Source organism: Pseudomonas sp. RL_105y_Pfl2_101 (assembly GCF_963970585.1).
Classification (GTDB): Bacteria; Pseudomonadota; Gammaproteobacteria; order Pseudomonadales; family Pseudomonadaceae; genus Aquipseudomonas.
This window is the reverse complement of sequence record NZ_CAXAPG010000005.1, coordinates 196,749-208,882: the sequence shown is the minus strand read 5'-3', so window position 1 is coordinate 208,882 and position 12,134 is coordinate 196,749. Positions and strand designations below refer to the sequence as shown.

At 60.6% G+C, this 12,134-nt stretch carries 11 protein-coding genes and 1 pseudogene; 2 read left to right on the top strand and 10 right to left on the bottom strand.

Annotation, left to right across the window (positions count from 1 at the left end; genetic code table 11):
- Window positions 1–95: 95 nt before the first annotated feature.
- Genes AACY31_RS08715 through AACY31_RS08705 form a run of 3 tightly spaced genes read right to left on the bottom strand, consistent with a single transcriptional unit; the run spans window position 96 to window position 3,694 of the window.
- Window positions 96–1,460: an aspartate aminotransferase family protein gene (locus AACY31_RS08715; RefSeq protein WP_339479471.1), complete on the bottom strand. Its 1,365-nt coding sequence runs from the start codon at window positions 1,458–1,460 to the stop codon at window positions 96–98.
- A gap of 58 nt (window positions 1,461–1,518) precedes the next feature.
- Window positions 1,519–2,877: a glutamine synthetase family protein gene (locus AACY31_RS08710; protein ID WP_339479472.1), complete on the bottom strand. Its 1,359-nt coding sequence runs from the start codon at window positions 2,875–2,877 to the stop codon at window positions 1,519–1,521.
- 40 nt (window positions 2,878–2,917) lie between these two features.
- Window positions 2,918–3,694 carry a gamma-glutamyl-gamma-aminobutyrate hydrolase family protein gene (locus AACY31_RS08705; RefSeq protein WP_339479474.1) on the bottom strand — a complete coding sequence of 259 codons (777 nt, stop codon included), beginning with the start codon at window positions 3,692–3,694 and terminating at the stop codon, window positions 2,918–2,920.
- A gap of 278 nt (window positions 3,695–3,972) precedes the next feature.
- Between AACY31_RS08705 and AACY31_RS08700 the strand changes: the two genes are divergently transcribed.
- Window positions 3,973–5,349 carry a glutamine synthetase family protein gene (locus AACY31_RS08700; protein ID WP_339479475.1) on the top strand — a complete coding sequence of 459 codons (1,377 nt, stop codon included), beginning with the start codon at window positions 3,973–3,975 and terminating at the stop codon, window positions 5,347–5,349.
- 238 nt (window positions 5,350–5,587) lie between these two features.
- Window positions 5,588–6,220, top strand: a complete 633-nt coding sequence (locus AACY31_RS08695; protein ID WP_339479476.1) for a TetR/AcrR family transcriptional regulator — start codon at window positions 5,588–5,590, stop codon at window positions 6,218–6,220.
- Between the two features lie 69 nt (window positions 6,221–6,289).
- On the opposite strand, the gene AACY31_RS08690 is transcribed toward AACY31_RS08695, so the two are convergent.
- The 7 genes and pseudogenes from AACY31_RS08690 to AACY31_RS08660 all read right to left on the bottom strand — a co-directional run bounded on the left by AACY31_RS08690 (window position 6,290) and on the right by AACY31_RS08660 (window position 11,874).
- Window positions 6,290–6,505 (bottom strand): TOBE domain-containing protein, encoded by a 216-nt coding sequence (locus tag AACY31_RS08690; RefSeq protein ID WP_003177394.1) that lies wholly within the window; start codon window positions 6,503–6,505, stop codon window positions 6,290–6,292.
- Between the two features lie 25 nt (window positions 6,506–6,530).
- Window positions 6,531–7,337 carry an aliphatic sulfonates ABC transporter ATP-binding protein gene (gene ssuB / locus AACY31_RS08685; protein WP_339479477.1) on the bottom strand — a complete coding sequence of 269 codons (807 nt, stop codon included), beginning with the start codon at window positions 7,335–7,337 and terminating at the stop codon, window positions 6,531–6,533.
- Entirely contained in the window at window positions 7,334–8,116 is a 783-nt protein-coding gene (gene ssuC, locus AACY31_RS08680; protein ID WP_339479479.1) for an aliphatic sulfonate ABC transporter permease SsuC, read from the bottom strand. Before ssuC ends, ssuB begins: the two co-directional genes overlap by 4 nt.
- Window positions 8,117–8,123: 7 nt before the next feature.
- A complete protein-coding gene (gene ssuD / locus AACY31_RS08675; RefSeq protein WP_339479481.1) occupies window positions 8,124–9,272 on the bottom strand; it encodes an FMNH2-dependent alkanesulfonate monooxygenase in 1,149 nt (382 codons plus the stop codon).
- A gap of 24 nt (window positions 9,273–9,296) precedes the next feature.
- Entirely contained in the window at window positions 9,297–10,262 is a 966-nt protein-coding gene (locus tag AACY31_RS08670) for a sulfonate ABC transporter substrate-binding protein (protein ID WP_339491596.1), read from the bottom strand.
- A 90-nt stretch (window positions 10,263–10,352) separates the two neighbouring features.
- Window positions 10,353–10,933, bottom strand: a pseudogene (gene ssuE, locus AACY31_RS08665) (NADPH-dependent FMN reductase).
- A gap of 302 nt (window positions 10,934–11,235) precedes the next feature.
- Window positions 11,236–11,874, bottom strand: coding sequence for a peroxiredoxin (locus AACY31_RS08660; RefSeq protein WP_339479485.1), 639 nt, complete (start codon window positions 11,872–11,874; stop codon window positions 11,236–11,238).
- Between the last annotated feature and the right edge of the window lie 260 nt (window positions 11,875–12,134).

Here is a 12,134-nt window from a genome sequence, read left to right as displayed (position 1 = left end):
GTCTGGCAAGTTACGGGCCAGGCTTTCAACACAAGTCCAGCCTTTTATTCTCGCTGGGAGAGGCCCTTGCAGGCACCTCGCTCAGAGCCTAGCACTTAGCCTTGCAACGCACTGAGCGTCAGGTCCAGGCACTGCCGCGCCTTGGTCACCAATTCATCGATCTCGGCCTTGCTGATCACCAGCGGCGGCGCAATGATCATGGTGTCGCCCACTGCGCGCATGATCAGCCCGTTATCGAAGCAGAACTGCCGGCAGATCATGCCCACGCCCTTGCCTTCGTAGCGCTTGCGCGTGACCTTGTCCTGGACCAGCTCGATTGCCCCCAGCAAACCGACCCCGCGCACTTCACCCACCAGCGGATGATCGTTCAGTTCCCGCAAACGCTTCTGCAAATAGGGTGCCGTTTCAGCATGGACGCGCTCGATGATCTTTTCGTCGCGCAGGATGCGGATGTTTTCCAGGGCCACCGCCGCGGCCACCGGGTGACCGGAATAGGTAAACCCGTGGTTGAAGTCGCCGCCTTCGTTGAGCACCGCGACCACGTCATCACGCACGATCAGCCCACCCATGGGGATGTAGCCGGAGGTCAGGCCCTTGGCGATGGTCATCATGTGCGGTTTCAACCCGTAATGGTCGGTACCGAACCACTCACCGGTACGGCCGAAGCCACAGATCACTTCGTCGGCCACGAACAGGATGTCGTACTTGGCGAGGATTTCCTTCATGCGCGGCCAGTAGCTGTCCGGCGGCACGATCACGCCACCGGCGCCCTGGATCGGCTCGGCGATGAAGGCGCCGACGTTGTCCACACCGATCTCCAGGATCTTTTCTTCCAACTGGTTGGCCGCCCACACGCCGAACTCTTCGGGGCTCATGTCGCCGCCTTCACCGAACCAGTAAGGCTGGGCGATGTGGACAATGCCCGGGATCGGCAGGTCGCCCTGTTCGTGCATATAGGTCATGCCGCCCAGGCTCGCGCCGGCCACGGTGGAGCCGTGATAGCCGTTCTTGCGACTGATGATGACTTTCTTGTTCGGTTGGCCCTTGATTGCCCAATAGTGGCGGACCATCCGCAGCATGGTGTCGTTGCCCTCGGAGCCGGAGCCGGTGAAGAACACGTGGTTCATGCCTTCAGGAGCGATGTCGGCGATGGCTTTGGACAATTCCAGCACCGGCGGGTGGGCCGTCTGGAAGAACAGGTTGTAGTACGGCAGCTCGCGCATCTGTTGGCTGGCGGCGTCGGCCAATTCCTCCCGGCCATAACCGACGGCCACGCACCAGAGGCCGGCCATGCCGTCGAGGATCTTGTTGCCTTCACTGTCCCAGAGGTAGACACCCTTGGCGTGAGTGATGATGCGCGGGCCTTTCTCTTTGAGCTGCTTGAAATCGCTGAACGGCGCCAGGTGGTGATCGTTGCTCAGGGCCTGCCATTCACGGGTTTGCGGGTTGTTGCGGGTCATGCCAGTTCTCCTTTAATCGGTGAGGGCGAAGCTGCCTGAAGCAGCCCCGTCCGGCGCTTCAGACGGCGAAGAGCAGGAATTCCCGCTCCCACGAACTGATGACGCGCTTGAAATTTTCATGCTCGGCCCGCTTGACCGCGACGTAGCCTGTGATGAATTTCTTGCCCAGGTATTTCTCGATGGTGGTGCTGTTTTCCATGCGTTCCAAGGCGTCTTCGATGGTCAGCGGCAAACGCAAGTTGCGGCGTTCGTAGCCTCGGCCCACCACTGGCGCGCTCGGGTTGATGCCTTCGACCATACCGATGAAGCCACACAGCAGGCTGGCGGCAATCGCCAGGTACGGGTTGGCATCGGCGCCCGGCAAGCGGTTTTCCACCCGACGGTTCTGCGGCCCGGCATCCGGCACGCGCAGGCCCACGGTGCGGTTCTCTTCGCCCCACTCCACGTTCACCGGCGCCGACGTGTCCGGCAGGAAGCGGCGGAACGAGTTGACGTTGGGGGCGAACAGCGGCAACAGCTCGGGGATGAATTTCTGCAGGCCACCGATGTGGTGCAGGAACAGATCGCTCATGGTCCCGTCTTCATTGGAGAAGACGTTCTTGCCGGTTTCCTTGTCGATGATGCTCTGGTGCAGGTGCATCGCACTGCCCGGCTCGCCAGTCATGGGCTTGGCCATGAAGGTGGCGGCCACGTCGTGCTTGAGTGCTGCCTCGCGCATGGTGCGCTTGAACACCAGGATCTGGTCGGCCAGGGACAGGGCATCGCCATGACGGAAATTGATTTCCATCTGCGCCGTGCCGTCCTCGTGGATCAGGGTATCGAGGTCCAGTTCCTGCAGTTCGCACCAGTCGTAGACGTCTTCGAACAGTGGGTCGAACTCGTTGGCCGCTTCGATCGAGAAGGACTGCCGGCCGGTTTCGGGGCGGCCGGAGCGACCAACGGGCGGTTGCAGCGGAAAGTCCGGGTCGTCGCTGCGCTTGGTCAAGTAGAACTCCATTTCCGGCGCGACGATCGGCTGCCAACCTCTGTCGGCGTAGAGCTTGAGCACTTTCTTGAGCACGTTGCGCGGCGACAGCTCGATGGGGTTGCCCTGCTTGTCGTAGGCGTCGTGAATGACTTGGGCTGTGGGCTCGATGGCCCAGGGCACAAGGAATACTGCGTTCTCGTCCGGACGGCAGATCATGTCGATGTCGGCGGGGTCGAGCAGTTCGTAATAGATGTCGTCTTCGACATAGTCGCCCGTAACGGTCTGGAGCAGAACGCTCTCGGGCAGGCGCATGCCTTTCTCGGCGATGAACTTGTTGGTCGGCGAGATCTTGCCCCGGGTGATACCGGTCAGGTCGCCAATCATGCATTCGACTTCTGTGATCTTGTGGTCTTTCAACCAATCGGTGAGCTGGTCGAGGTTGTTACTCATAAATGCCTCTAGGCGTGAGTTTCCTGACTGCTATTAGTCGTCAGGCGTTGTTTGACGCATCGGCGTCGCGTTGTACTGCCCTTGCTCGGCAGGCATCGCCAAATGCCTGGAAAATCGCAAGGTAGTGCGGGTTAGAGCTTACCTCCCATTCGGGGTGCCATTGCACACCTAAAGCAAAAGCCTTGCCTTCTGGCACCGAAACAGCCTCGATCAGGCCATCGGGCGCCACCGCTTCGGCCCGCAACCCAGGCGCCAGGCGCTCGATGCCCTGGCTGTGGATCGAATTGACCGCTATCTGTTGAGGCAACCCCAGGCCTGCCAGTACACCGCCAGGCTGGACATGCACGGCGTGAGCAGGGCCGTATTGAACATCCACCGCTTGAGTATCGTCTTCACGATGATCGATGAACGTTCCGACTTCATGAACGTTCTGATGCAGGCTGCCGCCAAAGGCTACGTTCATCTCCTGGAAACCACGGCAAATGCCCAGCACCGGGATGCCCGCAGCGACAGCGGCGCGGATCAGCGGCAAGGTGGTGGCGTCCCGTGCAGGATCATGAGCAGTGCCAGGTGAACTGGCCAGGCCCTGGTAATGAAAAGGTTCTACATTAGAAGGAGAGCCCGTCAGAAGAATACCGTCCAGGGCGTCCAGAATATCGGACGGCGGGAACAGATCCGCCAGGGACGGAAGCAGCACTGGCAGGCCCTTGGCGGCTGTCGCGACAGCCCGGGAATATTTATCGCCACTGGTGTGATAAGTATGCAGACCAATCTGCCTGGAGCAGGTGGTGACGCCGATTAACGGCAGGCGAGACATGAAGCACCCCGGTATTATTGCTGTTATGGGTTTGAATCGAGCTTAGCCTTGTTCATTTTTTTACACAACACCCCCGTAAAAAATACAACACGGCCCGCTCAAGGCTGCGGGCGCCAAGCCCCTTAAAGGGAAAAAAACGCCCTAAATTGCCTCAAAAAAGCCCTGCCGGTGCTTTTTTAGGGCAAAAAACGCCCTGCTTGACTTCGGCATGCCGTTCGGGTTGACTGGCTTTCAAAGAGATCAATGATTGATATTTTTAACAACAAAGGTGTTGCATCATGTCGGTACCCCCGCGTGCCGTTCAGCTTAACGAAGCGAACGCGTTCCTTAAGGAACATCCTGAGGTTCTGTACGTTGACCTTCTGATTGCGGATATGAATGGTGTGGTGCGCGGCAAGCGCATAGAACGCACCAGCCTCCACAAGGTTTACGAGAAAGGCATCAACCTGCCGGCCTCTTTATTTGCCCTGGATATCAATGGCTCTACGGTGGAAAGCACCGGCCTGGGTCTGGACATCGGCGATGCCGACCGGATCTGTTATCCAATCCCTGACACCCTGTGCAACGAGCCTTGGCAGAAGCGCCCAACTGCGCAACTGTTGATGACCATGCACGAACTCGAAGGCGAGCCTTTCTTCGCCGACCCGCGTGAAGTCCTGCGTCAAGTCGTGACCAAGTTCGATGAACTGGGCCTGACTATCTGCGCCGCATTCGAGCTGGAGTTCTACCTGATCGACCAGGAGAACGTGAATGGACGCCCACAACCGCCCCGCTCGCCGATTTCCGGCAAACGCCCGCATTCGACCCAGGTCTACCTGATCGATGACCTCGACGAATACGTCGATTGCCTCCAGGACATTCTGGAAGGGGCCAAGGAGCAAGGCATCCCCGCCGACGCCATCGTCAAGGAAAGTGCCCCGGCGCAGTTCGAAGTGAACTTGCACCACGTGGCCGACCCGATCAAGGCCTGTGACTACGCGGTCCTGCTCAAGCGCCTGATCAAGAACATCGCCTACGACCATGAAATGGACACCACCTTCATGGCCAAGCCTTATCCGGGCCAGGCGGGTAATGGTCTGCACGTCCACATCTCGATTCTTGATAAAGATGGCAAGAATATTTTTGCCAGCGAGGATCCCGAGCAGAACGCCGCATTGCGTCATGCGATCGGCGGTGTGCTCGAGACCCTGCCCGCGCAGATGGCTTTCCTCTGCCCGAACGTCAACTCCTACCGTCGTTTCGGCGCACAGTTCTATGTGCCGAACTCGCCGACCTGGGGTTTGGACAACCGCACCGTGGCCTTGCGCGTCCCTACCGGTTCGGCCGATGCCGTGCGCCTGGAACACCGCGTCGCCGGTGCCGATGCCAACCCGTACCTGCTGATGGCCTCCGTGTTGGCAGGTGTGCACCATGGCCTGGTCAACAAGATCGAGCCCGGTGCGCCGGTGGAAGGCAATAGCTACGAGCAGCACGAGCAAAGCTTGCCGAACAACTTGCGCGATGCTCTGCGCGAGCTGGACGACAGCGAAGTCATGGCCAAGTACATCGACCCGAAATACATCGATATCTTCGTGGCCTGCAAGGAGAGCGAGCTGGAGGAGTTCGAACACTCCATCTCTGACCTCGAGTACAACTGGTACCTGCATACCGTGTAAGCGGCTGCGGTAAACAAAGAAACGCCGCAGGCCTTATGGCCTGCGGCGTTTTCTTATTTGGGTGAATGGCCGCCTTCGGCGGATCGCGAGCAAGCTCAGCCCCCACAGGGGCTCTTTGTGATCATTTGGTCTCATTCACAATATATTGCTCTGGGAGCAAGGCTGCCCGCGATGCCAGCCTGGCAGACAACACAGGACCCGACTCGTACAATGCCCGGCAGCCCCGCAGGAGACGCCCATGACGCGCATCGCCCCCCCCCGCAAACCCCGCGCACGCAGCCAGGCCCGGATCGACAGCATTCTTGATGCCGCCCGTACGCTGCTTGCAGCCGAAGGCGTGGCCAGCCTATCGATCTACAGCGTCGCCGAGCGCGCCGGGATCCCGCCCTCTTCCGTGTACCACTTCTTCGCCAGCGTCCCGGCCCTGCTCGAAGCCCTGACCGCCGACGTCCACGCCGCCTTTCGCGCCAGCCTGCAAGCACCGATCGATCACGCGACGTTGAACCACTGGCACGACCTGTCACGGCTGGTGGAACAGCGCATGCTCATCATCTACAGCCAGGATGCCGCCGCTCGCCAACTGATCCTGGCCCAGCACGGCCTGACCGAAGTCACTCAGGCCGACCGCCAGCACGACCTCGAACTGGGCGACCTGATGCATAAGGTGTTCGATCACCATTTCGCCCTGCCGCCCCTGCCCGGCGATGTCGACGTGTTCGCCCTGGCCATGGAACTGGCCGACCGCGTCTACGCCCGCTCGGTACAACAACATGGCCAGATCACCCCGCGCATGGCCGAAGAAGGCATGCGGGTGTTCGATGCGTACCTGGGGCTGTATCTGCCGCCGTATTTGCCCAAGCGCTCTGATTGATCGCTGATCGCCAGGAACCAGAAAGCCCCGAAGGGCTCACACCGTCCGGGGCTGTGGGTCAGGCATCGCTCACAACTTGGCGATAGACACCTCGGTGGATTTGACGAAGGCAATCACTTCGCTGCCGATCGCCAGTTCCAACTCCTTGACCGAGCGGGTGGTGATGACCGAAGTGACGATGCCCGACGCGGTCTGCACGTCGATTTCCGACAACACGTCGCCTTCGACGATTTCCTTGATGGTGCCTTTGAACTGGTTGCGTACGTTGATGGCTTTGATGGTCATGGTGTCGATTCCTGTCTGGAGGATGTTATTGCGCCCAACGCAATTGCGTGGGCAAGGGTGAAACGGGTTCCGGTTCCGGCGGTTGACCGGGCAAGGACAGCACGCGGTTGAGGACTTCGGTTTCCAGGCTCGCCAGGCGATGAGAGCCGCGAACCCGTGGGCGTGGCAGGTCGATGGGCAGGTCGAGGCCGATCTGGCCGTCCTCGACCAAGATCACCCGATCGGCAATCGCCACCGCTTCGCTGACATCGTGGGTCACCAGCAACACCGTGAAGCCGTGCTGTTGCCAGAGATTTTCGATCAGTTGCTGCATCTCGATACGGGTCAGGGCGTCCAGGGCTCCCAAGGGTTCATCGAGCAGCAACAGGCGTGGCTGATGAATCAGCGCGCGGGCCAGGGCCACCCGTTGTTTCTGTCCGCCGGACAACGCCGCCGGCCACTCATGGGCACGGTCGGCCAAGCCGACGGCTTCCAGTGCCTGCAACGCCTGCGCACGCCAGTGGCCCTTGAGCCCGAGGCCGACGTTATCAATGACTTTTTTCCAGGGCAGCAAGCGCGCTTCCTGGAACATCAACCGTGTTTCCTGTTGCACAGCACTCAACGCTGCCGAGCCCGCCCACAGTTGGCCGTCCGTGGGTTGATCGAGGCCGGCCAGCAACCGCAGCAAGGTACTTTTGCCACAGCCGCTGCGACCGACCACGGCCACGAACTGTCCGGCCGGGACATGCAGGTCGATATCACGCAGCACTTGGCGCGTGCCGAAGGTTTTTTGCAGCTTGCGCACGGCCAGCGGGATGCCACGCAGCAGGCGCGAAGGTTGTTGGGCGTTCATGCGGCACCTGCCTTGTTCACTTGGTACGCCGGGTGCCAGCGCAGCCAGACCCGCTCAAGCCCGCGGGCGGCAAGGTCAGCCAATTTGCCCAGCACGGCGTACAGGAGAATCGCCAGCACCACCACATCGGTTTGCAGGAACTCCCGGGCATTCATTGCCAGATAGCCAATGCCGGAGCTGGCCGAGATGGTTTCCGCCACGATCAGCGTCAACCACATGAAGCCCAGGGCGAAGCGCACGCCCACCAGGATCGAAGGCAAGGCGCCCGGCAGGATCACCTGGCGAAACAGGCGCAAGCCGGACAAGCCATAACTGCGGGCCATCTCCACCAGCGCCGGATCGACGTTGCGAATCCCGTGGTAGGTGTTGAGGTAGATCGGGAACAACGTGCCCAGCGCCACCAGGAAAATCTTCGCCGACTCATCAATGCCAAACCACAGGATCACCAACGGAATCAGCGCCAGGTGCGGGACGTTCCTGAGCATTTGTACGGAACTGTCCAGCAGGCGCTCGCCCCATTTCGACAAACCGGTGATGAAGCCCAGCGCCAGGCCGATGCCGCCGCCGATCAGAAAGCCCACCGCTGCGCGCCAACCGCTGATCGCCAGGTGCGTCCAGATCTCACCGCTACGCACCAGGTTGACCCCGGCCTCGATCACGGCCACGGGTGCCGGCAGGATCCGCGTGGACAACCCACCGGCCGACACCGACAGTTGCCATGCCGCCAGCAACAGCAGCGGCACCACCCAGGGGGCGAGGCTGTGAATGATTTTCTTCATGGTTGCCTCAGCTCTGGGATGCGGTTTTGGGAAAAATATCGTTGGCGACCATTTCACCGAACGGGCTCACATAGCCCTGGCTCTTGGGCAACTCCGGACGCTCTACGTCCAGGTGGGGAAACAGCAGTTCCGCCACGCGATAGGCCTCTTCCAAGTGTGGATAACCGGAAAAGATAAAGGTGTCGATGCCAAGGTCGGCGTATTCCTTGACCCGCGCCGCCACGGTCAGACCATCGCCCACCAGCGCCGTACCGGCACCGCCGCGAACCAGGCCAACGCCGGCCCAGAGATTGGGGCTGACTTCCAGCTTGTCGCGACTGCCACCGTGCAGGGCGGCCATGCGTTGCTGGCCCACTGAGTCGAAGCGCGCCAGGGAAGCCTGGGCACCGGCAATGGTGTCGTCGTCCAAGTGGGAAATCAGCCGGTCGGCCGCTTGCCAGGCTTCGGCGTTGGTTTCACGCACGATCACATGCAGGCGGATGCCGAAGCGCACGGTACGGCCAAGCTTCGCGGCTTTGGCTCGCACTTGTTCGATTTTCTGCGCAACGGCCGCGGGCGGCTCGCCCCAGGTCAGCACCATGTCCACCTGCTCGGCCGCCAGGTCCTGGGCGGCTTGCGACGAGCCACCGAAATACAGCGGCGGACGCGGTTGCTGGATCGGTGGATAGAGCAACTTGGCGCCCTTCACACTGATGTGCTCACCGTCGTAATCCACGGTTTCGCCTTCCAGCACCCGGCGCCAGATGCGGGTGAATTCCACCGACGCCTGGTAGCGTTGCTCGTGGTCGAGGAACAGGCCGTCGCCGGCCAACTCATCCGGGTCGCCGCCGGTCACCAGGTTGAACAGCGCGCGCCCGCGGGACAATCGGTCCAGGGTTGCGGCCTGACGCGCTGCCACCGTCGGGGAAATGATCCCGGGGCGCAGGGCGACGAGGAATTTCAGGCGCTGGGTCACCGGAATCAACGAAGCGGCCACCAGCCAAGAGTCCTCGCAGGAACGCCCGGTGGGGATCAGCACGCCGCCAAAACCCAGTCGATCCGCAGCCTGGGCAACTTGTTGCAGGTAACCGTGATCGACGGCGCGGGCGCCTTCGGCAGTGCCGAGGTAATGGCCGTCGCCGTGGGTAGGCAGGAACCAGAAAATATTGAGGCTCATGGTGTGGTCTCCTAAGGGATCGAATTACTGCGCGTTCGCAACGGTCGCCGGCGGCGTCCAGATCACGTCCTTGATGCTCAAGGGTTTGGGAATCAATTTGAGCTGGTAGAAGCTGTCGGCGATTTTCTGCTGCGCCGCCACCACTTCCGGCGTGAGGAACAACGCCCCATAGCCTTGGCGTTTCACCGACGTCAGGGTGATGTCGGCGGGCAGACCGAGCAGCGGCGATAGTTGCTTGGTCACGTCTTCAGAGTTGGCCCTGGACCACTCCCCCACTGCGCGCACCTCTTCCACCAGCGTCGTGATGACCTGGGGATTTTTTTGCGCGTAAGGTTTGGTGGCGAGGTAGAACTGGTGGTTATCGACGATGCCTTTACCATCACGCAGGGTGCATGCCTGCAACTGTTGTTCGGCGGCAGCCTGGTACGGATCCCAGATCACCCAGGCATCGACGCTGCCACGCTCGAAGGCGGCGCGGGCGTCGGCCGGCGGCAGGAAAACGGTCTGGACATCGGAATACTTCAGGCCTGCATCCTCCAGCGCCCGCACCAACAGGTAGTGGACATTGGAGCCTTTGTTCAGCACGACTTTCTTGCCCTTGAGGTCTTGCACCGACTGGATGGCCGACCCCTTGGGCACCAGGATCGCCTCGCTGGTGGGCGCCGGTGGCTCGTAAGCGACGTAGAGCAGGTCGGCGCCCGCGGCCTGGGCAAACACCGGCGGGGTTTCACCGGTCACGCCGAAGTCGATGGAGCCGACGTTCAAGCCTTCAAGCAACTGCGGGCCGCCGGGGAACTCGGTCCATTGCACATCCACGCCGAGGACTGCGAGACGTTTCTCCAATGAACCCTTGGCCTTGAGCAGCACCAGGGTGCCGTGTTTCTGATAACCGATCCGCAAGGTTTCGGCTTGAGCTTGGGTGATGACGCCGAGGGACACAGCCGCAGCAAACAGAGCGACCAGCCCGCGACGCAAAATGACAGTGCGCATGGCGCCTCTCCTTTTTGCTGTGGGGTTTTGGCTGCACCTGCTGGGCCGTTGGCGGCTGAGTAAGGTGAGTTGAATCAGGGTATTCGGGGTTCAAATGCTCCAGCGAGCACTCAACAAACGTTCGTTCAATACACTGGGGGCCGGCGGGCCATGGCGCTGAAAAACTGTTCCAGCGCCTCGTCCAGGCGCTGTTGCAGGGCCGCTGCCAATTGCGCCTGGGCGCTGCCTTCGCCATAAGCGATCTGGTTGTCTTCGGCAAAGATCCCGTGGAGCATTTCCTGGGCCTTGAGCGCCGACAACACCGGCTTGAGTGCGTAATCCACTGCCAGCATGTGGGCGATGCTGCCGCCGGTTGCCATCGGCAACACCACTTTATGGGCCAGGGCCCATTCAGGCAGCAGGTCCAGCACGGTCTTCAACGCACCGGAAAAAGACGCCTTGTACACCGGCGTGGCGATCAACAGGCCGTCGGCATTTTCGATCTGCTGGAGCAGGTCGACCACCTTTGGGCTGTCGAAACGGGCATGGAGCAGGTCTTCGGCCGGGAAGTCGCGCACCTGATAACTCACCACGTCCACACCTTGCTGCTGCAACCAGCGTTGCGAGCGCTCCAACAGCACTCCGGAGCGGGAGCGTTGGCTGGGACTGCCACCGAGTGAGACGACCAACATGCCTGCTATTCCTTAACTGTCACGTGCGATTCGCGGTGGGCGATCTCGCTGCATGGGTCAAACCATACCAGGGGATCTATATACCTTTAAATTATATTTATTCATTTGGTTATGCAGTTTAGAGATATGCAACTCAGTTTCCTTGGCGCAATACAAAAAAAGGCCGTCGAAACAGCCAAAACCCTTGGTGCACAGAGCACCTTGTGGGAGCGAGCCAGCTCGCGATAGCGGTTTATCAGCCAACCTCGACGCAGGCAGATCCGACACCCTCGCGAGCAGGCTCGCTCCCACAAGTTTTTGCGTTAGCGGTTAGGTTGGGGGGTCAACCGCAGGTAAGGTTTCACAGCGCGGTAGCCCTTGGGAAAGCGCTGCTTGAGTTCCTCTTCATCCTTGAGCGACGGCACGATCACCACGTCATCACCGTCCTGCCAGTTGGCCGGGGTGGCGACTTTGTAGTTGTCGGTCAGTTGCAGGGAGTCGATCACTCGCAGGATTTCGTTGAAATTGCGCCCGGTGCTGGCCGGGTAGGTGATGGTCAGGCGAATTTTTTTGTTCGGGTCGATCACGAACAGTGAGCGCACGGTCAAAGTGTCGCTGGCGTTGGGGTGGATCAGGTCGTACAGGTCCGACACCTTGCGGTCAGCATCGGCCAGGATCGGAAAATTGACCACAGCGTTTTGCGTCTCGTTGATGTCCTCGATCCACTTGTGGTGTGAGTCCACCGGGTCCACCGAGAGGGCAATAGCCTTGACTCCGCGCTGGGCGAACTCGTCCTTGAGCTTGGCGGTGAGGCCCAGTTCGGTAGTGCAGACCGGCGTGAAGTCCGCCGGGTGGGAAAACAGCACGCCCCAGCTGTCGCCGAGCCATTCGTGGAAGCGAATCTTGCCGGCGCTGGAATCCTGTTCAAAGTCGGGGGCGATGTCGCCGAGTCTGAGGCTCATGGTGCGGCTCCTGGATGAGAGGGTTGTGAGTCCAAACTTTGCACCGCTTTCGATTGCTTTAAAAAGAATGAATATCCATTTATGTAGATCTTTAGTGAATATAAAAAACTGTTCACTGGCGCCATAACGCATACCGGCACAAGATCGTCAGCGAGGTTCGAGAAGGCCTCGAGTTGCTGTAAAGAGGAGAAGGTTCGGGGAAGGCTACAGGGGTGGGCCAGACCCGAAACGCAAAAGCCCCGCCCGGCGTGTTGCCGGGC

Coding starts and splice junctions, on each gene's coding strand:
- AACY31_RS08715 (WP_339479471.1), bottom strand. CDS start 1,460: ATGACCCGCAACAACCCGCAAACCCGTGAATGGCAGGCCCTGAGCAAC.
- AACY31_RS08710 (WP_339479472.1), bottom strand. CDS start 2,877: ATGAGTAACAACCTCGACCAGCTCACCGATTGGTTGAAAGACCACAAG.
- AACY31_RS08705 (WP_339479474.1), bottom strand. CDS start 3,694: ATGTCTCGCCTGCCGTTAATCGGCGTCACCACCTGCTCCAGGCAGATT.
- AACY31_RS08700 (WP_339479475.1), top strand. CDS start 3,973: ATGTCGGTACCCCCGCGTGCCGTTCAGCTTAACGAAGCGAACGCGTTC.
- AACY31_RS08695 (WP_339479476.1), top strand. CDS start 5,588: ATGACGCGCATCGCCCCCCCCCGCAAACCCCGCGCACGCAGCCAGGCC.
- AACY31_RS08690 (WP_003177394.1), bottom strand. CDS start 6,505: ATGACCATCAAAGCCATCAACGTACGCAACCAGTTCAAAGGCACCATC.
- ssuB (WP_339479477.1), bottom strand. CDS start 7,337: ATGAACGCCCAACAACCTTCGCGCCTGCTGCGTGGCATCCCGCTGGCC.
- ssuC (WP_339479479.1), bottom strand. CDS start 8,116: ATGAAGAAAATCATTCACAGCCTCGCCCCCTGGGTGGTGCCGCTGCTG.
- ssuD (WP_339479481.1), bottom strand. CDS start 9,272: ATGAGCCTCAATATTTTCTGGTTCCTGCCTACCCACGGCGACGGCCAT.
- AACY31_RS08670 (WP_339491596.1), bottom strand. CDS start 10,262: ATGCGCACTGTCATTTTGCGTCGCGGGCTGGTCGCTCTGTTTGCTGCG.
- AACY31_RS08660 (WP_339479485.1), bottom strand. CDS start 11,874: ATGAGCCTCAGACTCGGCGACATCGCCCCCGACTTTGAACAGGATTCC.